This is a genomic window from Nostoc sp. NMS7 (assembly GCF_017115085.1).
Lineage (GTDB): Bacteria > Cyanobacteriota > Cyanobacteriia > Cyanobacteriales > Nostocaceae > Nostoc.
This window is the reverse complement of sequence record NZ_JABXKJ010000037.1, coordinates 1-21,583: the sequence shown is the minus strand read 5'-3', so window position 1 is coordinate 21,583 and position 21,583 is coordinate 1. Positions and strand designations below refer to the sequence as shown.

Here is a 21,583-nt window from a genome sequence, read left to right as displayed (position 1 = left end):
GAGGGGGTAGGGGATATTGGTCAAAAAATAAGAACTAAATGCGAGGTTGTTGAATCATCTCTTTTCAAAAACCTCCTTTGTTTTTACTAAATCGCCAACGGCGGGGCTTCTCTCAAGCAATACAATACTACCTTGCTGCTGAATTTTTTCCCAATATTCATTAGCAACCAGCGTCAACTTGATCATAATCTTTTAACGCTAATGATGATTCCAATTCAAATAGCCACCATTTCAGATTAGATTGCTCATAAATATCGGTTGCAAGTAATGCTACTTGGGTTTCATGTAGATATGATAGCAACCCTTCTGTAATCACTAAGGCCTGTCTCGTTGCAAGATTAATCTCTGAGAAAAAAGTTTTTCTCAATGCCACGTTAGTAATATCGAGTTGGACACGCTCAAGAGAACACAAAGATTGCTCATCTTGAAGTGCTTGTTCTTTGTAAGCAATGATTTCTGGCAGGTCAACTTCAATCCAAGAAAGCGATGCACAAAAAGGTAATCGATAGGGTCGAGTATCTAACCCCGCAGCCAGATTGATTACAGTGTCAATGTTTTTAGAATTAACTAACTGTAAAATCAAGTTATCAATCACATAGGTGCGGATGGCAATCGCATTTGTAATTTTGTCTTTCTCTCCTATAACCTCAACAAGCATTTCGCCTTTTCCACCAGCTAAAACACGGGCTAATGGATCTTGAAATAATGCATCTACACGTTCGCTTTCCAATGCCCGATACATGGCCGCTAAATATGCAGTTTCCGCAATGTTTTTCATTTAATAAAGTATTATTGGTAATTCTGGATAGACTTGTAAAAAGATTACATCTATCTGAGCAAAAACTTTTACCAAAAATACCTTTTAGTAAATTCGTAGCCGAAATACACCCACTGGGATATCCGCATTCAGCCCCACAAGCCTGACAGAAACCGGATAGAGCCAAGCATTAGAAGTTCCTGAGATTAAGACACGATTGAGATCAATGTTAAGTTCAGTTCCAGGAGCTACCTGTTGAGGGAAAGCAATTGTGATGGTTCTACCATTGACAGTAATATTGGCAGCAATTTTTTTACCAGACTGGTCAGATAAGTTAATGTCATTCTTTACAGTTAAACCTTGAGGTACAGCAATAGTCATTTGGGATAAAGCTCTGCTATCTTGAGGAATTTTTATCTGGAAAGAATCTCTTACAACTTTCGCCTTGTTTTGAGGGAATTGCACTGCTCCAACAATGTTAGGAAATCTGCTATTTTTCATCCTAGTTGTGCCATAGGTAGCAGATGATAAAGACGCAATTGTTAAAGTTAATGCAACAGCATAAATTAGCTTTTTCATGTTAACATTCCTGAAAAATATAGTGAGCAAATCTACTCGGTATAACAAAAGTTAAGAACTTGGAAATTTAGTACAACATTATTGACAGATTCTTCTACAATCAGCTTTCTATATCGTTGAAGGTAGAGGCAGCAAAGATCCAAGCAAGAGATGGATGTTGAGTTAAGTAAGCACAAATAAACCTAACTATCTAACGAAAAGTAAAAACGTTGAAAACCTTGCGATTGCTTCTCTACGAGACGCTACGCGAACACCCTATTTCGTTGTATACCTTGCAGGAAGGCTTACGCCAACGCAATAACATAGTTATAAATTTTCTCGCCCACCTGCTTATGTTTTTCAAGCATTGTTCAATAGCACAACTAAAATTCAGGTTTATGGTTATTAATCAGTAATCTCTGGTAAGTAGTCGCACTTTACACACTAAAAGTAAAGAACTCGAAAAGATTTACCTGAATTTGTTAAGCGTAGGTTTACAGGCTTTGGATTTATATGGATGGGTAGAACTATAAAAGCTTTATAAACATTCATTAAGTGAACCTACTGATAAACGCACAGTAAAACAACTACCAATTCCTAATTGACTTGTGGCAGTAATTAATCCACCGTGATTCTCAGCGATAGCTTGGGCAATAGCCAATCCCAAACCAGAACCACCAGAATTATAAGAGCGTGATTTATCTGCTCGCCAAAAACGCTCAAAAATATTTTCTAAATCTCCTGGTGCAATTCCTACACCCGTATCTTGGACATTAACAACTAGATGGGAAGCACTACGATTGGCTATGATTTCTACTGTCCCTTTTGACAGTGTGTAATGTATAGCATTTTGAATTAAGTTAGTAAATAATCGTGTTATCTGATTCGGATCGCCTAACAAATAAAGCTTTTCATTCAATTGACTTTTCAGATTAATTTGTTTAGCCTTCGCCTGCGGCTGATATAGTTGCATTAAGTTATTTAAAATTGAACTAAGATTAACAGTTTCTTTGATGTGGTTAGGAATATTATCATAACGAGCTAAAAATAGTAAGTCTTCTGTAAGTCGAGTCATTTGGTTAGTAGCACTAGAAATAGCCTGAAATTTTTCTGCGTCAGTTTCTCGCATTCCCTCTGGATACTTGAGTGCTACCCCTGCATTACTTTTAATCGCCATTAAAGGACTGCGGAGTTCATGGGAAGCGTCAGCAGTAAACTGTTTTAACCGTTCAAAGCTTTCTTCAATTGGTTGCATCGCTTGACGAGTTAGCCAAACTCCACCAGCACTACTAATAATCAAAGCTACAACAATTCCACCGCCTAATCCCAAATCTAATTTATTTAAAGTTTCATCGAATTCTTCTAGAGATTGACTAGCTCTTACATATCCAATGAACTTTTTATCATCACTATTAATAATTGGTAAAGTAACAGATTGAATGCGATTTTTACCAACTGGATTAATTTGTTCTCCTTCTTTTATATGAGTAGGTAAACTTAATATATCTTGTCCCTCTTTTGCGATGAGATTACCTTTACTATCAAACCAGTTTAATTCCTGATGATTTTCAAACAATTTTTCTTGAGGGAAGTCATCTTCAATTTTAATTCTCCCATTATCAAACTCGGCATTAGCAGCACCTACTTGTGCTAATGCAGTAAGCTTTTGTGTTTGTTGTTTATAGAGGCTATGGGTGAAGACAATCCGAACGGCAATCGCAAATCCACCTAAGATTAATGATAATACGATTAAATAAGACAACAGTAAACGACGGAGAATTTTTTTAACCATCAGCTAAATTTACATTTATTTACGACACAGGCGATAACCAAAACCGTAAACAGTTTCGATAAAATCCTCTGAACTTCCTAGCGCTCTGAGTTTCTTTCTTAAATTTGTCATGTGAGTTTTAACGGTTTCTTCCCCGGATAATTTATCAAACTCCCACAATTTATCTAAAATTGCCGAGCGAGTTAAAACTTGAGTAGAATTTTTTAAAAAGCATTCTAATATCATGTATTCTTTATGTGTTAATAATAAAGGTTTACTTGCATAAGTCACATGATAATTATTAGGGTCTAATTGTAAATCACCGTGAATTAAAATTAGTTGGTGAGTTTCTGGGCTTCTCCGACATAAAGCTCTAATTCGTGCTGCTAATTCTTCTAGTTCAAATGGTTTAACTAAATAATCATCGGCACCAGCATCGAGTCCACTTATTTTATCTGGTGTTGTATCTCGTGCTGTCAACATCAAAATAAAAGCATTACATTTAGCAGCACGTAACCGTTTACACAGAGTAATTCCATCTAAGCGCGGCAACATTAAATCTAATAAAATTAAATCATAATTACCTGCTTCGGCATATTCCCAACCTTCAATCCCATCACAAGCAATATCAACAGCATGATGCTGGTGTTTTAAATCTTCGGCTAAGGGTTTAGCGATGCGATCATCATCTTCAATTATTAATATTCTCATATCTTTATGCTATGCTCATCCATCTGCTTAAACGCATCACTCAATTGGGTGACGCACTTTTTTCTCCTTTCGCACCCAAAAGAATAGGACAACTGCTAGCAGGATAAAAGCGATCACCGAAGCATAGCCCCTGGGCAGTGATAGACCACCATCTTTGACTGGTTTGGTCAGAAAATCTCCAAAGGTGGCTCCGAAGGGTCGCGTGAAGATAAACGCCAGCCAGAATAGGAGAATATCGCTCAACTTTGTTATGTAGTGAAAGGCGATGACAACACCAATGACGCTGGCCGTCACGAATGCGCCCTGGATATAGCTCAGTCCCAAGTTGCTTGTCAGAAAGTCACCAAAGGCCGTTCCCAAACTGTTGGAGAACACGACAGCCAGCCAATAGGTGGTCTCTGCGTCTTTCCTCATAATCGGATAAACGCTCAGATCCCGATCCCGGTAATACCAGATGGCAAGAACGCTCAACAGACCGGCTACCAGAATCAGCGATCCCACTGCATAGCCTAGCCCAAGAGATCGATCCATCAGGTCTGAAACTTCGGTTCCAGCTGTAGTTGTCGCAATGATCGCCACCCAGTAAAAGACTGGAATATATCTGTCGGATTGAATTTGAAAAAATAGGAGAATGGCCAGGATAGCGAACGTTATGGCAAAAGCTACGTAATACCCCAGTCCAAGAGACATTGATATGAAGTCACCTGCCGTCTCACCGAGCGTCGTGGCAATGATCTTCATGATCCAGAAGAAAATTGTGACTTTTGCAACTTTGTTCATTTATTTTTCACAAGAAAAATTGACATCACATCCTAAACTTAGCTATGCTGCCTCCTTGAATGATGATATTTTTTATGATGTGTCAAATGATACTTATTTTGATTTCTTATGTGCGTTCTTGTCACAGACACTCTTCTCAGATCACTAGCTTCTCTATCCCCATCTTCATGGCTACTATCACGATCATCAGGGCTATCTACTTCCGCAATTTGAACACCGCTAGCAGACTGTGATCTAACTAAAAGATGAGATGGTAATTGATGGGCATACGTTGTTTGCATATAACCACCAGATGCCAAAATACTTACAACAACAGTTGACAGAATAGTTTTGGGGTAATTTTTCATCGGCCAAAGTCTTTTGCAATTCAAGTCAGTAATTCAACAGTAGATATTAAAAGTCAAGAACTGGAAAAGATTTTGTTAACTACTTCAACCAACTTGGACACAAATGACTATCAGGAATCCCGCTCTCTAAGCTGTTTCAATCGCATTATAGAATTCATTTGGGATCTTGGTCAAAGAGTATAATCAGGGAATAATTGTCGGTTCACACATCAAGTGAAATTCTCAGAACGAAGTTACAAGGGCTTGGGGATTAGTATCGGTCATATTCAAAAGTTGAAACTTCAAATATTAATATAGTACGTTAATACTATATTGCAGATTCAGCCTAAATTTCCAACTCCAAAACATTGGGCGGTTGGGAATTTTTGAAGTGCCGGATGATTTGGTTATGGAGGTGGCTGCATGACTAAAACAGTCCCCAGCCATACGCTACCTCCGAGGACACTGCAACAACTCTTGGCAACCAAGGAAGATATCATCGCCTTTATCAAAAAAGCGAAAATCAAAAAGCCATCACCAAAATTAGATGTCTGCAAAAATTTTGATAACACAAAATTAAAACCAGTTCTGGCAGATGATGCCCCTCAAGCTGTAGTACTTTTCGCTGGTGGCGGCGGGATTGAAGCTGGAATGATGCAAGCCGGGATTCGTCCGGTCATTGCAGTAGAGTTCGACCCAACTAAACCAGACTTGAGCAGGGCAATCGCACAAACTCATCACCGTAACTTCAGCGAGTATGGCTGTAGAATAATCCAGCTAACAGTTCAAGAAGTAGCACGGTTAGGATTTCTAGGTTTTCCCCGCCGCCCCGACTATCTCCACGCCTCCCCGGTGTGCGCCAACTTCAGCCAAGCTCACACAGCCAAAGCGGGTAAGGGCGGCGAAACTCCCGATGATCTGACAGCTGCGATCGCAGTAGCAGAAGCCATCCGACAGTTGCAGCCACGAGTGTTTACGCTGGAGAATGTGCCGCGCTATCAGAATAGTCAGAGTTTCAGTATCATTCTGTCAGCTTTGGAACAAGATGGGTACTCGGTTACTTACAGCGTGGTGAATATGGCTGACTTTGGGTTGCCCCAGGCGCGGCGGCGGTTAGTTCTGGTTGCTAGTAGGGGTTTTCACGTTGCCTTACCAACTCACAGAAAACCAATAGAGTGGTACAAGGCGATCGCGCATCTCATCCCCACGATGCCTGATTCACAGCTTCTACCTAAACAGCAACAAGCTTTAGAGAAATTTTTAGCCGGGAATGCGCCAACACCACTGTTGATTGAAAGAGTTGGGGGGCGCAAGTTACCCAAGTACAAGCCAGGGTCGCACCCCGCTAATACCATTCTGCGGTCGCATTTCACAGATCACAAAGGTTGCAACCGTAGTAAGTTCGCTGATATCTGGTTGCCGGATGGTACGGTCAAATCTTTGTCTATTGAGGGAGCGGCGAAGTTACAAGGCTTTCCTGATTGGTACGAATTCCCCAACGAAACTGCTACGGCGGGGTCAATCATCGGCTACTCTGTACCTCCCAGTTTTGCCGCGCAGTTATTCATGTCAGCACAAAGTATTTTGAAAGGAGCAAAAGTATGACTAACCGATGGACTAAACTTGGAGCAGTCCTGGTACGTTTCCCCACCTTGGGGATACTGTTGGCGAATGTAATACATATTTGTATTGCAGAGTGTTACGTAAGCTCAAACCTTCAATCTATCGTTGCGGCTTTTAGTTGTAATACTTTTGTTTATGCGTTTGTAACACTTTCGCCAACAGTATCCCTTGGGGTAAACGAATCCCGCCGTTGCTAGTGAGTCTGTTGAGCGAGCCTATGTTAAATCTGCCAAAGCTTTCGGTTATTGCACTGGTGTGGAGTGGTCAGAACGTGGCTGGAAATACGAAATCTTCACTCTTTATAACAACATTACTGTTTTGGTACACGAACTTATTAGCACAGGCAACTTACAACCGAACACTAAAGAAAAACCTGTGTTCCGACTCGGTGAGTTAGTCGAGTTTCGGTTGTCACTAGATGGGCCACCAATTCAGATTATTCAGGGCATTTTTAAGCTACATAGGCAAGAACTAAGGCTCTACTCCTTCATCAATCCAAGCATCAATTGCTGTTTTTACCTCTAATTCAGTCACGGCAGACCATTCTTTTTCGTTGAGAGTTGTTTTAAATTCCGCTCTTTTACCGTGACCAACTTTTTCCATTGAGTGTCCGCGATACACATTTTTAGGCTTAATCATTTTTCTTAATCATCTTTATAGAATATTATAAACTGTCGCTCAATAAGAAGAGTAGTTTGATTTTCTATAATGGCTGCTGATCGAGCGGATTATCATAACTGTAGTGCTAAGTTTGTAGTAAGGACATAGGATCAGTGAAATTAAGTTTGTTTTCACGTATATAAAGCTTAACAAAAAGATTTTTTCGTTAAAAGGTGCGATTATAAACGAGCGGTCGCTCGGAAGCAAAGTTACTCTAGATGTTTGACCGCAATGCCTGTAAGTTCATGTAATTGATTTGCAACAGATACCCGATGGCATTTTGCACTTTGTAATTCTGCACATAGTAAAAGAATAGTTTCGTTTTGTCCAATTTGAGCAATTTCCAATAGTGCCAACGTTGCTTCTTCTTGATTAGGAGGAATCCAATTTTTATTCCCAGATGTGTTACCTAATGCAGTTTGAGAAATATACTTAACATTTATGGAATTACAAAGTTTGTCAATTGCTGTTCCATACCACTTTCTACTCCAAGCGCGAGGGGAAGAACGTACATCCACAACATAGTTAACATGAAACATTTCTAGGTATTTTAAAAATTCGTCATAATTTTTACGATTTCCATACCCAAATGTCAAAATTAACGGCTCTATATTTCCAGCTTTATAATTCATTTTCCCCATTTCAAAATAAACTTAATTGTTGTAATTGTACTATTTTTGGGTAAAATAATCCAATAATCATAAAAGATTTTCTGTGATTTTTTAAATTGCCAACTATAAAATGTAAATCTTTATCTATAATAAACCCCTCTAACTTTTGTTTGACTTTATTTAAAGATTCCTGTTCCTTTGCTAATAAATTATTTGCTTGATAATTATCCCTACAGTTTCTATATAATTGCATAATTTCCCAATCACTTATAGAATATTTATGCTGATCTCCTGCCTCATCAGTAAACTCATACCCAAATTGGTAAGGAATTTTTTCTAGATCAATCGATTCCTCAAACAAATCAAGTTGGTCTAACACTGCTTGTTGTTTAGGTTGCCATTCGCGTTCGGTTGGTTTACAGTAATATCTTTTTATACTTCGGGGTTTAATTATTCCTAATGACTTATTCTGTTCTCTTATTTGTTCAATTGAGTCGAATTTAAGCGGTAATAGTAATGATTTTCTCTCCTGCCAGTTGTTTGAGGTATCAATTTTTCTAATAATTTCTATAGTTGAATGATTAGCCCGAAAGCTTTCCAGTCTAGAATCTTTTTCATCTTTGCTTATTTCAGCCCTAATAATAGACCATCTAGGATAGCGCTTATCATAATCCATGTATCTAAAGGGGATAGGATATATGCGAATCCATTGCTGTGGCTTTTCATCTTCACTTAATAAGATTCCTGCTGTACAGACTGTTTCCTTATATTTAGTGCTAATTGATGGGTAAGTTTTAGTGGCAATCAAGACTTTTCTAGCTGACATATACTTTAATTTCAATTTAAAGTTATTTTAATTATAACAATAGTTGTTATTTTTTAAATTTTATTATTTAATTGGAACTGGGTACAAGTTGAATATTGAAGATTATAATATTTAAAAAGTTAGACTGCAATTTTAAACCCCGTTAGCTCATAGTCTAATAGTAAACTTGATAATTTTATAGTTAGTTATTTATCATTTTATGATCCTAAAAACTCTTGCTTTTTTATTCATGGAAATGAATATTATTTCATCAGCCGAACACTTTTAATATTTTCCGTACTGGAACTTTCGCTATATGACGTAAATATGGTGAAAAATCTATAGTCGATTGCCAAGTGGATGGCTGTTTTGAAGCATAATTTCAGTCAATTGGATGTCCCCAAAAGCTGGAAAGGCAAACACCTTCAAGAGTTCGCGCCAACTCCAGAACTGCTCAAGTGGTGGAAAGCATCAGCCTAGTATACCGCCGCACAGGAAGAATACACCAGGGAGTTCAGGAAGACTCTGGATTCTCGTCAGCAACTAATTCAATTGTGGGTGAGAAAATAGAAAGATAATCCGCAAGATATAACGCTATGCTGCTTTGAAAAGACTGGGGATTTCTGTCATCGATATCAAGTCGGTCAGGAGATACTGCAAGAGCTTTGGGGCGGTGAAGTTGGGGCTGACCAGCTACAGTTAACCCTTATCCAAAATGGCAAGACAAATCACCCTACTACATATCCACCTTTGGTATTGTCGCTAATCGAGAAATATCACACACTGGGTTATCCTATAAAGTGCGTTCCCGTTTCGGGTTGCCGTAGGCATCGCCTAGCTTGCGGGTACTACCGGATATTTCTGCATGGCGAAGATTCGGGCGATTGGTCGGAATTGGAGATTTTGGGTGTTCTGTCTCTTTTACAACAGGAGTTCTATCGGGGGCGGCGGCAGCCGAAGTTGGGGGCGATGTCAGGTTGACGGTGGAGTGTCTTTTGGGGGCGAGGAGTGGGCGGTTGGGTTTAATTGGGAAATGTTTAAACCCCTTGCTTAATTCTTGCCCATCTCCCCCGAAAAAAAATCGCTCTCCTAAACTGGCACAAGCTAAATTGGCTGGCCAAGAATTTTCTCAATCATCTCTGATTGCATGGTCTGCAAATATTGGGGCACAAATTCCGACGGTAAAAACTCAAACAGTATGCGATTCTCCACCCAAAACTCGATCGCACTGAATGGGACGGCATCTCCTGAAGAGCGAGTCAGGACGCGCCATCCCTCACGTTGGCCGATCTGCTCGATCTGCTCCTGGGTGGTAGGAACCGAAATTGCCGCATGGTTAGCCACAAATTTAGTAGGTTCAGCTTGGAGTACCTGCGCTGATTCGGCATCAGTACTTGGAACCCATACATCACCTTCTTTAAACACCACAATGTGAGTACCATGTTTGTCAAAAGGCATCACGAGGTAACTACCAGGAGTGAAAAATTTATATACCTTACCATTCAAAACTTCAGCTAGAGCAGTAGCAACTTGCGATGGATTGTGAGCATCGATCGAAATATGCAGGATCATAAACATAACTCCATGAAATAAAAACAAAATCGTGGGTTATTGATTGAATTTGATCTACACGGGACAGATGAGGTTGAGATCGCGACTAAGTGCCGAAGCGATCGCTGCCCCAAGAAAAACCTGTGTTTCGCTTGGGTGAGTTGGTCGAGTTTTGATTTCACGGTGATAGCCCACCGATCCAGTTATAGAACAATCTTACAGCGTGCATTGAATCCGCCAAATCTTACCAATAACTTTGGACTTTAATTCACTAGAAGCAATTGCCCTTCCTTGCGTGTTATCAACCAACAACATCTTTGATAAATTCTTAACCTTAATTACAGCCATGATCCAGTATTAAATAGTGTAATTATATAAACTCATAAGCTAACGCAACTATGATGAGTAAAATTTATCAAAACAGAATTCAGGAGTCAGGAGTCAGGAGCTAGGGTGTTAACTTTGTACCATTTTAGGTGTTCAAAATTCATGCAAAATATATGCCAGTAGTTCTAATCAAGGGGACTACGCACAGCCTTACCGCCCCGATTCAGAACATGGGTGTAAATCATTGTCTCACATACAGAAACAATTATCAGGAGCATTTTTATGACAAACCGAGAGCAACCCACTTGAAATGTGTTGCTACAGGTAAGGAAGAGGACAACCAACAAGCAGGGGACAGAAAAGAAGAAGCACAGAGGTTGTGCGGTGAGAGCGAATTTCCGCCTTCCGCCTGCTTTAATGGCTTTCTTTCCTTAGCGAGAGTTCACATCTGGGAGAGCCGAAATTTATTAGTGGGATAGATTCATAGCTGCCTTCAGCAAGAACTGCCCTCTGCCTTTCTCAATGAGTTATCTCCAAAAGATTAAAGTTCAGAAGGCAGAAGGCAGGAGGCAGAAGGCAGAAGGAACCCAAGAAAGTTAATTGGGTGAGATTGAAAACTTGGACATTTTATACCTCCCTGCAAACAGTCTCGGTATAATTATTTATTTTTACTGAGCTTTAAACTCTGAAACTTTAGTTCTCATTATACTTTCTTACCTTCTGCCTTCTGCCCTCTGCCCTCTGCCTTTCTTTGTAAGTAATTCGGATTAACTACCAACAGTTTTGAAATCATTTTAGTTAAAATGCCCTAATTAAAGTGCCTAGAGTTGGCGTACCTAAAACTGAAGAGGCTAAATTCCCTGGGATATTCCCATCAATTATCCAGCAGTCAATCCCTAAACTAGAAATAATCAAAAACTCCTCAACTTTCTTAGCCATCCCACCAGTAACATCTACTGATTTGCTCTTGTCCAAGAAAGGTTTAATCTGAGAATAGTTAGCTTGAGTAATATTGGAAACTACTTGCCCATCTTGATCATATACACCTGCATAATTCCCAACATTTATTAGTCGAATTTTAAACTTACCTTGAAGATAGAAGTATTTCGCTAGTTCTGCAAGCATTGCATCTGTCGAGAGGACAGTACCACCAATAGCTTTATCTAGAACGACATCACCAAAAATTAAAGGAATCAAACCTGCTTGTAGACTACTTTCTATTACACTAAAGTCACTCTTCAACAGTTTCTTATTATGAGTGATTATCATAGTAATAGGTGGCAAACTTACCACTGGTAAACATGCTTGTAAAAAACTTTTAGCTAGGAGGAAATTTAAATCTAAAGCATCTTGGTGAACTAAGCAAAACCCTAGTTTTTCTTCATCACATGAAAAACCATTAATTGTATTATATTTATTCGCTGATTGGTGGGCAAAAGAACCAGCACCGTTACCAATAATCAGTTTCAGATTAGGATTTTCATGTTTGATTAGGCTCACTTGCTCAACCAGTTGTGTTATAACTTCTCTTCGAGCAGTATAAGGTTTATCCTTGTCAGTAATTAAGGAACCTCCTAGCTTCACTAATACTAATTCCATAATCAAATATTAAATGAGGAAAGATAAAAACTTATAAAAACTAATCCTAGACAAAAAAAATCAAAATTGCTAATCCAACGAGAATTCCCCAATATGGTAACTCGCCTGCTCATTGCTAACATCGCTATGATTATCTGATTTAATTGCCGCATGGTCGTAGCATTTATTTGCGGTAGCAAGCATTGTAAAAGTGATAGGATGTCGAACATGGGCGAATTGTAGCTTTTGAGTTGTCGTTGTGGAAGACAATAACTCTACTACATCAGCCCTCTCCCTTCATACTCTTTTTTTGGCACAGGTATTGCCTGATGTGTTGGGTTTGTTTTAAACGTTTCCTAGAATAGCATCAGATGAGCGCCTGAACTCTCTGAATATCCCGTCTTATTCCTGCATTCGCGCCAATTTCTGCAAGTCAAGTTTTGATATGAATAATACTTACCCAGTCACCTCCTTCAGAGCCATTTCCACTAAATCGCTCAGGAACACCAGGCCAAATATTGTTACCATCCAATGCCTGAATCTTGCTAACTGTTAATTTATTGTTATCTAGTTTAAGAATGTAAATTTTACCTCCATCGACTAACCGCCATTTTAAATTTTCTTTTTCCGTAAACAAAATAATATTTGGGGAAAGGGAAATTCCTTTTTCTTGAAATTGCTGACGTAATCCATCAGGAATCATCCCTTTATTTAAATCTCCTTGTACATTAAATTTTTCGCTATCAAATAATGGTTCCTCATTCATAATCCAGTCGCCATGCAATGAGACAGTAAACTGATAGATATTACTTTGGTGAAAGACAGCTTTTTGCGACCAATCATCAGGCGTAATTAATCTAACAGCTTCTGTATAAGCAGTATTTTCACTTGTCAAAGATTCAACTTCTGTAATTAGATTGATATTACTATCTAATATATCATTGCCCATTGCCCAACGGATAGATTTTATTTCAGTTTTCGTAACTTGAACTGGCTGAACTTTCATTGGCAATATATAAAATACTTCACCTTTCAATACATTATCCGTATGAGCTAAAACAGATATACTACTCTTATGTAAACTATCAATTCTTACTGGTTTTTGAAACTGAATTACTAGACCTAGTTTAGTAAACAAATTTCTTAAATTCTGAGATTTTAAATTAAATAATTGATCCTCTGTAACATTGTTAGAATTTTCCTGTGTTTCTGCAATAGTAGCTTCTAAAACTTGATCGTGATGCCAACTAGCATTGATTATGCGATTGAATTCTGTTATTGCTTGTGTAGTGGTTTCTTTCTGATTAATAGGTGTTGCAGGATTTTCCTGGGAATTCGCTAGTATAGGATTATTATCTTTATTACTTATAGGTGATATAGTGCTTTCTTGACTACCAATCTTTCTTCGGCAATCATAAACTGTTACATTATTAGGATTACCTAAAAATACTGCTAGAGGTGCATAATAATGCGCTATACCATGCGGTGGTTGAGGTTGAGGCTCTAATTTTCCTTCTTTGTTTTTTTGTTTGGGCCATTCTACATTGCCAGTAGCTGTTCGGACAGGAATTAACCAATAATCACCTACTTGATAAAAGTTATTCTGAATATCTGCTTGAAATTGAATCTCAATTCCATCTTCAAGGGGGAACCATTTATTACTCCCTTCAGATAAATTTACTTCGACTTCTTTAGAGTCCCAACGGCGTAATAGAGGGTGCTTTTCTGGAAGCAATGTGTTGTTCTTGCTATCTCCTGAGAGAATTACTTGATTCTCAATGCGATCCACTTGCTCAACTTTTAGTAGTTGGCGATCGCTATCTCCAAGTATATAATCATCATTGATGATTTCAACCCAATCACCTACTGATAAACTAGAATTTTTGTCTTTTCCTAAATGTTCTAGCTTGAATACAAATACTGAGGAATTTTTCTCAGTAGATGTCACAATAGGAAAAACAATTGAGCTATTCTCGCGTGACCAAACAAATGATAGTTGATTAGTGTTTTTAGCAGTAGAAACTCTAAAAATTTCCGCCCGATAAAGATGGTTTTCAGCACCACGAAATTTGGAATTAAACGGAATAACACATGGATCGTTTATTCCTGTAGAACTAGGCTTTGTAATCCTGGCAATAATTTCGCCTTTTCCAGGCTTCAATAATTCTTGACCTAGCACACTCTGAAAATAGTCACGATCCTTACTAACTTGCTTGGCAACCGTTTCAATATCTTGATTATCTTTTAATTGTTTGAGCTTGACTTGCCAAACTAACTTAGAGCGAATTGCTGTATCCGCTCCCCCTAAAGCAACTTCACGAATATTAATTTTGAAGTCGTCACGATCTTCAATCGGAGTTATATGTCGTTCCCAAACATCAAGATAAGCAAGATATGTTGCTCCATTTAATTGAACTTTACAAGGATCTATAACTTCCGGCGTAAAATCTGGCTGCTGAAGATAAGATACAAATTCCTCATTTTCACAAAGTATACCATCTACATAATAATTGCCTTTGCTAATTAAATAGCTTTGGCATTGGAGCCGTTTTTTTAATTCATATTTTTCTTCCTCATTGAGATTATTAATATTATTAATTTGCTCCTCCGTGGCGATAAATTCAAAACCACAATTCTGCTCTGGGCCACCTTGTAGCCCAAATATATCTTTGGCCAAAGTTTGCAGGCGATTTAGTAAAATTGATGTCTGTTCGTTGAAGTCTGCATCTAATTGCACTCTACCTTGTTGCATCAATACTCGAAGGAAGTGCTTGCTTTTGTCGTAGGTATCACGAGTAAAATCGCCTCTAAATTCTCCTTGCATAAAATCCTCTTTAGCTAGCGTAAATAATGCCAATTTCAGTATTAGCGGGTGTATATTCATCTAAACGGATGCGTAGGTTAGCCTCTTTTTGAGGCTGATATAGATTGTGAAAAGCACCTATTTCTGATTCATCATCAGCGCCACGTTTGATTTCTTCAGCACAGGTTGACGCTAACTGACAATAAGTAGGTGTGCCATAACGTATACTGTTGAATTGAGGTCGTAAGTGATGTCTGGTGACAAGCAGGTTTGCATCTAACTGTTCTGCCTTTAGTTCAGTTTCTTGTCTAATTTTTTGCTCCCCTAAATCGGGTTGACAATTATACCGACGTGGTGTGCGTGAGGTAGGTATCACGTAGCAGAAACGGATACAACCTTGTTGGCGACGAGCAACGGATATAATGCCGTTAAAAATACTGTTTTCTGCTAAATCAATTGCATGTACTTGAATCTGACCAATGACTGTGCAACGTGCAATAGTCAACCGCACATGGGCTATAGAATAACCCACTGCACCGATCGCTTGACCTTCTATAGTGATAGCATCTATAATGCTATCACTAATATTTATAGGTAAAGGGTCAGTCTCTACCTCATCTTGGTTAACCTGAATGGAGCCAATAATACTGTGTGCGATCGTTACGCACGCATTGATATTAAATAACTCCAAACTTGGCTCGCTAGAACGTCGGGGTTCACAGTCACAATGTAATGACCAACCCGGCACTAATGTAGAATGACGGATAATAATCGCAGCTGGTTTTTGCATAATAGAGGTAGAATAATCTCCAAATTGAGTAGGATTACCTTCTATATGCACTCCACGACCAGTAATCAATAAACCATCCAGAACAAAGCAACTTCCTGACTCTACTGTGACATTTAAAGCGTCACCCAAAGAAGTTCTCCAATCTAGAATGCGTATTACCGGACGCTTGTGGTTAGCTGCACGTAATTGCAGACTTTGGTTTTGTTCCAGTTCAATATTAATTCGTTCTACATAAACGCCACTATCAATAATTTCAATTACAGCATTATGGGGTTTGTCTCGTTGCCACTGTGAGATTGCTTCAGTAATAGTTTGATAATACCCTCGTGAAGTTTGACTGACGCTGTAATGAGCATAATGCTTTCTGATTTGAGATGGAAAAGCTTCTTCTAATAGCAAACGATTACAGCGAATCAGTTCTTTACCTTGGAGATTTTGCTGAACCAAACGTTTAGTTTTGGCACTCAAGGTGATAGATGCAAAACGTTGTTGATCGTAAAGGCTTTTACCTAAAAGTAGTTGATTTAGCTCTAGGAGCAAAGCTGCAATTAAAGCTGGTTCGGGAGGAGGACTGGTGTAGGCATCCAAAAGCCTTTGGGTATCACTGGAAAATTGCGATCGCAAAAACTCGGATAATGCAGAAGCATCTTGTTGTGAGCTAAAAATTGCTGGTTCTTGAATATCACCAACATCAAGTAAGAAATGTGCTGTAGAATCTAACAAAGTTCGGTCATATTCGCCACCACCAATATCAGCACTGAAACCATAATGATAAGAAACCCAAACACCATTTTTTGGTAACTGGCGGATCGGAAAAATCATTCGGCCTAATTCTGGATCAACTGCTATATAGTCTTGCTCTAGTTGATAATTCCAATCGCCCAGATCGGCAATAATAATTTGCTCTGGAGAGATTAGATGCAGTTTTGAGCCAACACCTTTCCAGACTTGCAAACTTTTGGTAAATTCTTCTGGATTTGGGTTTGAATCAAAATAATCGCTTTTGTGAGATTGCAAAACTTGCCGTTGAATGGGAATAGGTAAATTTAATTCGCAATCAATTTGGGTTGCATCTTTTGCTAATTGAGGACGAGTGTAAAGCGGAGTATCGTTACCCGTAATACTAAATGTGTAGCAGTTAGAGCTAACTTCTTCCAAACAAAAAGCTGGTGTGACAGTCATAGAATAAGCTTTTAATCGCCAAACAAAAATACCAATATTTGGAGTATTATACTTTCCAGGTTGCTCTTGTGAAGAAATATGGTGGATATCTACTGTATGAGCTAATTCATCGAATGGGCTATTTAACTTTGTGATTCCATCCACCTGACGCAGATTTAATGTTGTTGAGGTTGATGAACGCAGGTGATTGATATGCTGTGTTTTGCTAACTAGCCGATCAAATTCTACAACTCGTATCGGCCAGCCAGCTATTTTATCAGCCAGCAATTCCAACAAAGCTAGCGTCCCCTTGCGCCGTCGATAGCGAATAGTATTTGCTACTTCCCGACGAGGATTTAAAATCTTGTTATCTTGCTGTTCTGTACCAGAACTATGAACGCTTTGATAACCAATTAAATCACCAATGTATGGTACTACCCAATCTTGGCAAGTTTCAATAAACCAGTTCTCATAGAGTTGAGTAATATCTGCTTCAACAATATCTACTTGTTCAGCAATGACACGTAATAAATCCCGTAGGGGATAGCCAAGTTCTGCATCACGTATGCGGTAAACGGCTGGCAACAGTTGATAAAGACGGTCTGGGGAATTGCTCATGATTTCAACTCCTTCAGAATTAGTGTGTCTGCCACTTTCGGGTTGAGAATAGCTAATTGAGCCGGGAAAAGTTGATTTATTGTTGAATCAAAAACAGCCAAGTTTACAGGAATCCATTGTTTTGGTTGTCCATTTCCATGAGTGCTGCCTACTTTTGCCAGTTCTTGAAGTTTGGTATTTAAAATGCCTGGATTTTGGGCTTCAGTTTCGGAAACGCTATCTAAAATATCTACATCCACGTAGTCTACGCCAGGTACTTGTTGAATCGTGCTGATAACTCCACTGAGGACAACATTTTCTCCTAGTTCCTGATTTTCAAAGCTAAATTTATCGAACAAAGCACTGCGAATTTTCAATGCTACAGACTCCCATTGATAATTTGCTAAGATTCGCACATTGGCGCTGATAATTAACAGCATTAGTTCCCGCATATCTATTTTTAGTGACTGATAGGGGTCGCCAAACTGGTATAATGCTTGTACGAAACTACGATATAAATCTGAATTTCTATCAATATAAATATCATCAGCCCCAGCGATGGTAATATGCAGAATTTGATCCGAACCATTTGAAAGACGTTGAGCATTTGATTTACCAATTCCAGTAAAAGTACGCGCAAAATTGGCATAGTCCTGCACGGAAACTGCACGGTTGAGAGATGTTATGCTAACGGGTGCATTGCGGCGTATTTCATAATCGCTTTCGGGGTCTGCGCCTCCTGTTGCTGCTATGGGGTTGAGTACGCCACTCAAACCTAGAGGTTGCATTGCCAGTTGGTTAATTTTTTCTGCTGAAACATTACCACTTTTGCCAGTGCCAGCGCGGTAGATTGCTTTGACATTTTCAATCCCACTAGGCAACCTAGCTCCATGTTCACCATTGCCAAAGATAATAGTTGTATTGCCATCACTATCAGTTTGGGTGATATAAGCGCGGTCTGTTGGACTTAACTCAATCAAATTTTCTACTTCTTGCCAACGGACATCATTAACATATACTTCTAAAGTGCTAGCAACACCACTAGGGATAGGTGCTGGTAGATAGCTAAGGGGCGGTAGTGATAGAGTAAATTGTTGATTTGCTTTAGTACCATCACCACTGCCCAGTATTTCAGTATGAGTCTCGCCATGAGTGGCTTTGACTACGTTGCCATAGATAGTAACAGTCTCTCGTTTGTAAGAATAAGCTAAAGGTCTAGCAAATTTCAGGAATGTATGGGGTTTGTCATTGGATAAATTCGCACATATATCTTGTCTCACCCCAGCTAACATAACAACTTCGCTAGCCCAGACACCGTTGACATCAGATATATCACTGCGTTCACCGGAGATAATTAACCAACGTCCAGGTTGGAGATTTTCGTAGAGATTGTCTAGTTCAATTTCCATCTGGTCAGATATATAATTTTGAGCGCTTGGTGCATCTTTCAGGTCAACTGGTTTTTCCACCAAATTCAAATCTTCACTCTTGAGATACACTGTGGTTTTACGCATGACATCTAAAGATATATCCTGTTCTTTTAACCAAGGCTTATCTAAAGTGAGTTGGGTAATTCTTCCTACTATGTTATAGGCAACTTTAGAGATATTTTCAACTTTTATTACTTGATAAATCTCAATTTCATTAACATCTACACGTTCAATCGCTAGGTAACTTCCAGGTGTAATTCCATCATATTGAGCATCTAAGGCTAAGATATTTCGTAATTCTGATGGTAGTGTGCTAGAGGAGCTTGATATTGACTCATTTACATCTGCGATTTGCCATTCCTCATATTTTTCAATTCGCCCTTGCTGGTCAAAAATCGACTTCAAAGCTACGTCATGTCCGAAAGGTGCAGCTTTGATTCCTAAAAATTCAATTCGGTTTAACTGATTAGCAGAATTAACTCGATTGTTGGTTAAAATTTGATATATTGCTGTGTTTGAAGCGGGATTTAAAGTATTATTAATTAACCGAAAATTCATATCAATATTTTCGGGAGAGAAAATCTGTTGTTTTGTCCGCTCAAGTTCTAGAGCATTGGCAGGTTGTAAGGATGGCAGTTTGATTAATTGTTTTATTCTTTCTTCTATTGTATTTACTGAATTTTTATTAGTTAATTTTTGTGTAGCTTTTGGTGGTAATTGTAATGTAAGTTTTGTCCGGTTTTCCTCTGCTTGAGGCTCAATAATTTGAATTTTGCGAATGAATTGTTTAGCATCACCAAAGATCAGTAAAAGTGGATCGTTAGGTTTGAGATTCGGATTTATACCATCTAAATAAATCTTATCAATTTCGGTAACGGTTGTTGAATTAACTTGTTGTGGTTGACTCATCCGGGGCTTGAGTTGATTCAACTGGGCATAAGCTCGCAGTTTTTCGGATGTTTCAAAAAATTCCGGCGATTCGTCAGAATCAGGTATACTTTGGCTACTCAAACCAACAGGAATTTCCAAATTGTAACCATCTTCTAGGGTAAAAGCTAAATAAACGCTGGCGCTAACACCGGGACTATGTGCATAGTCTACTAATCGAGCTAATTCTACTAAGGAACGTCGCTCAATCGCAGTACGTAAGTAACCTTCATTGGCTATGCGTTCCTGATAAAATGTTAGAACGTCTGCGACAGTAGCCCAAGCATCTAGTAGAGCTAAAGACGTGTCTTGAGGATCGCGGGTTTTTAGATGTTTAAGTGAGGGAAACTTGCTCTCACCCAGACGCGCTTTCATTGTCTCAAAAAAGCTTGCATGGGTTCCAACTCGATAAGCTAGGGTAGAAAAACCAGGTTGATTTGCTACTGATGTGGGAGTGATAATTTCGACACCTTCACAGCAACCACAACTAGAGCGATCGCTTGGTTTATAGTTATGACAGTTACAGCTACAACTTAATTTCATCTGCCACCTCGCAAATCGAGTGTAAATTTACCGTTTTCGGGAAAGTTGGGGTTGTTGTCGAGTCGGGCAATTTCCGAAGAACCAATGGGTAAAAAACCTGCTTCAATCTCCTGATTGTCACCTGCAAAAAGACGTTCTAGCTTAGTTATAGAGACGCTTTCAACGCCTGGAACACTATAAGCTTGAGCTACAATCTGACTTAATGCAATTCCTTGCCCAAAAGTCAAGTTATCGGGATGGAAAAAACCACGCCGACCATCAGGTAAAATCCGGTTACTGAAAATATCCAGTAAAGCAGCTTTGACATGACCGCGCAAATAGTCAAATTTGACATCAACTCTCATCGCTATATCTAAACAGACGTATGCTGCTCGTTGAACGATGACATCATGACCAATGCGACGATATTTTTCTAGGTCTGTGGTAATATTTTGCAGTAATTTGCGATCTACTGTTTCTTTGTTAAAGGGATCTACTGTCACCCAGACTTCATACCCACTGCCCGTCCAGCGTAAGGTGGCTGTTGCTTGTTGAACTTTTGTTGGGAAATGTTGCATTACTAATTGTGCGTAGTCATCAGCAGTAATGGCACGCTCTAGTTTTTCGTGAGATAGGTGCGGTGCATATAATTTCACCTGAGATAGAGGTTCGGGTGCTGTCCCACCTATAGCGGGGAAGGGCTGATGTGGCTGCAATGTCGAACCACTAATTGGTTCATTGTGAAAAACAATATAAGAAATCGCTTCAGCACTAATATTACCTGCAAGTCCATTACCTACCCGGTAAGTTGCTTGGAAGTGAGTATTGGGTGCTGGTTTTATTCCTAATTCACCGTCTCCAAAACGCAAGTGAGCTTGTCCATCGTTGTCCATTTCCACAACAAAATGTTGATCTTCGTTGTTGCTGTCTATGAGATCGTATTGGGGAGTCCAAGTAGAGTGATTTCCAGTACTTCTAAGGTGGATTTGGGGTAATGCTTGCTGGGGGTCTTGAATTAAGAGACTTTTAGCATCTTGGGTGAGGTTTTTTCTAGACAGAGGTTGACTGAAAATTAAAGGCGTTTTTTGCAAGGTAGGACGGAAGCGATCGCCAACTACTAAAATTTCTCTAGGTTCGCCTTCCTCTTCGCACTCGTGAATTATCTCTTTTCCCGCTACAGTTCCTAAATCTTCCCGTTCAATAGTGCGTCCATGATCGACTAGAATCACATTGCCTCTGACAACACTAATATCAACTAGCTGACAATCTGGTGGTACTATTGCCGAAATACAAAG

At 39.1% G+C, this 21,583-nt stretch carries 18 protein-coding genes and 2 pseudogenes; 4 read left to right on the top strand and 16 right to left on the bottom strand.

Annotated elements, in window-relative coordinates; all coding sequences use genetic code 11:
• Positions 1-160 precede the first annotated feature (160 nt).
• The 6 genes from HWQ38_RS02995 to HWQ38_RS02970 all read right to left on the bottom strand — a co-directional run bounded on the left by HWQ38_RS02995 (position 161) and on the right by HWQ38_RS02970 (position 4,924).
• A complete protein-coding gene (locus tag HWQ38_RS02995) occupies positions 161-778 on the bottom strand; it encodes an SAM-dependent methyltransferase (RefSeq protein ID WP_292789899.1) in 618 nt (205 codons plus the stop codon).
• Between the two features lie 84 nt (positions 779-862).
• Complete coding sequence (locus HWQ38_RS02990) at positions 863-1,336, bottom strand: DUF2808 domain-containing protein (protein WP_292789898.1); 474 nt, start codon at positions 1,334-1,336, stop codon at positions 863-865.
• Positions 1,337-1,853: 517 nt separating this feature from the next.
• Complete coding sequence (locus HWQ38_RS02985; protein WP_292789897.1) at positions 1,854-3,107, bottom strand: HAMP domain-containing histidine kinase; 1,254 nt, start codon at positions 3,105-3,107, stop codon at positions 1,854-1,856.
• Between the two features lie 15 nt (positions 3,108-3,122).
• Positions 3,123-3,797: a response regulator transcription factor gene (locus HWQ38_RS02980; protein WP_292789896.1), complete on the bottom strand. Its 675-nt coding sequence runs from the start codon at positions 3,795-3,797 to the stop codon at positions 3,123-3,125.
• A 36-nt stretch (positions 3,798-3,833) separates the two neighbouring features.
• Positions 3,834-4,577, bottom strand: coding sequence for a hypothetical protein (locus tag HWQ38_RS02975; protein ID WP_292789895.1), 744 nt, complete (start codon positions 4,575-4,577; stop codon positions 3,834-3,836).
• 38 nt (positions 4,578-4,615) lie between these two features.
• Positions 4,616-4,924, bottom strand: a complete 309-nt coding sequence (locus HWQ38_RS02970; protein ID WP_292789894.1) for a hypothetical protein — start codon at positions 4,922-4,924, stop codon at positions 4,616-4,618.
• Positions 4,925-5,326: 402 nt separating this feature from the next.
• Here HWQ38_RS02970 and HWQ38_RS02965 point away from each other — a divergent pair, with 402 nt between their 5' ends.
• Together HWQ38_RS02965 and HWQ38_RS40325 are read left to right on the top strand one after the other, a co-directional pair.
• On the top strand, positions 5,327-6,508 hold the full coding sequence (locus HWQ38_RS02965; protein ID WP_292789893.1) for a DNA cytosine methyltransferase: 1,182 nt from the start codon (positions 5,327-5,329) through the stop codon (positions 6,506-6,508).
• Positions 6,509-6,769: 261 nt separating this feature from the next.
• Positions 6,770-7,051, top strand: a pseudogene (locus HWQ38_RS40325) (DUF1392 family protein); the annotation flags it as partial.
• Here HWQ38_RS40325 and HWQ38_RS02960 read toward each other — a convergent pair.
• The 3 genes from HWQ38_RS02960 to HWQ38_RS02950 all read right to left on the bottom strand — a co-directional run bounded on the left by HWQ38_RS02960 (position 6,998) and on the right by HWQ38_RS02950 (position 8,623).
• Positions 6,998-7,165, bottom strand: coding sequence for a hypothetical protein (locus HWQ38_RS02960; RefSeq protein WP_292789891.1), 168 nt, complete (start codon positions 7,163-7,165; stop codon positions 6,998-7,000). The pseudogene HWQ38_RS40325 and the gene HWQ38_RS02960 sit on opposite strands and share 54 nt — an antisense overlap.
• 230 nt (positions 7,166-7,395) lie before the next feature.
• Complete coding sequence (locus HWQ38_RS02955; protein ID WP_292789890.1) at positions 7,396-7,818, bottom strand: DUF488 domain-containing protein; 423 nt, start codon at positions 7,816-7,818, stop codon at positions 7,396-7,398.
• 10 nt (positions 7,819-7,828) lie between these two features.
• Positions 7,829-8,623, bottom strand: coding sequence for a hypothetical protein (locus HWQ38_RS02950; protein ID WP_292789888.1), 795 nt, complete (start codon positions 8,621-8,623; stop codon positions 7,829-7,831).
• 729 nt (positions 8,624-9,352) lie between these two features.
• Here HWQ38_RS02950 and HWQ38_RS02945 point away from each other — a divergent pair.
• Positions 9,353-9,583 (top strand): hypothetical protein, encoded by a 231-nt coding sequence (locus HWQ38_RS02945; RefSeq protein WP_292789887.1) that lies wholly within the window; start codon positions 9,353-9,355, stop codon positions 9,581-9,583.
• Between the two features lie 123 nt (positions 9,584-9,706).
• Here HWQ38_RS02945 and HWQ38_RS02940 read toward each other — a convergent pair whose 3' ends face one another.
• Entirely contained in the window at positions 9,707-10,174 is a 468-nt protein-coding gene (locus tag HWQ38_RS02940; protein ID WP_292789886.1) for a hypothetical protein, read from the bottom strand.
• 479 nt (positions 10,175-10,653) lie between these two features.
• Between HWQ38_RS02940 and HWQ38_RS02935 the strand changes: the two genes are divergently transcribed.
• A complete protein-coding gene (locus tag HWQ38_RS02935; protein WP_292789885.1) occupies positions 10,654-10,959 on the top strand; it encodes a hypothetical protein in 306 nt (101 codons plus the stop codon).
• A 319-nt stretch (positions 10,960-11,278) separates the two neighbouring features.
• Here the strand turns inward: HWQ38_RS02935 and HWQ38_RS02930 are convergent, their stop codons facing one another.
• The 6 genes and pseudogenes from HWQ38_RS02930 to HWQ38_RS02905 all read right to left on the bottom strand — a co-directional run.
• On the bottom strand, positions 11,279-12,079 hold the full coding sequence (locus tag HWQ38_RS02930; protein WP_292789908.1) for an isopentenyl phosphate kinase: 801 nt from the start codon (positions 12,077-12,079) through the stop codon (positions 11,279-11,281).
• 74 nt (positions 12,080-12,153) lie between these two features.
• Positions 12,154-12,288 (bottom strand): annotated as a pseudogene (locus HWQ38_RS02925) (IS4 family transposase); the annotation flags it as partial.
• A gap of 203 nt (positions 12,289-12,491) precedes the next feature.
• Positions 12,492-14,882, bottom strand: a complete 2,391-nt coding sequence (locus HWQ38_RS02920; RefSeq protein WP_292789884.1) for a DUF6519 domain-containing protein — start codon at positions 14,880-14,882, stop codon at positions 12,492-12,494.
• Between the two features lie 10 nt (positions 14,883-14,892).
• Entirely contained in the window at positions 14,893-17,430 is a 2,538-nt protein-coding gene (locus tag HWQ38_RS02915) for a hypothetical protein (protein ID WP_292789883.1), read from the bottom strand.
• Complete coding sequence (locus HWQ38_RS02910) at positions 17,427-20,309, bottom strand: putative baseplate assembly protein (RefSeq protein WP_292789882.1); 2,883 nt, start codon at positions 20,307-20,309, stop codon at positions 17,427-17,429. The genes HWQ38_RS02915 and HWQ38_RS02910 overlap by 4 nt, the downstream gene beginning before the upstream one ends.
• A partial coding sequence (locus tag HWQ38_RS02905; protein WP_292789880.1) for a putative baseplate assembly protein occupies positions 20,306-21,583 on the bottom strand: 1,278 nt, incomplete at its 5' end. The genes HWQ38_RS02910 and HWQ38_RS02905, both read right to left, overlap by 4 nt.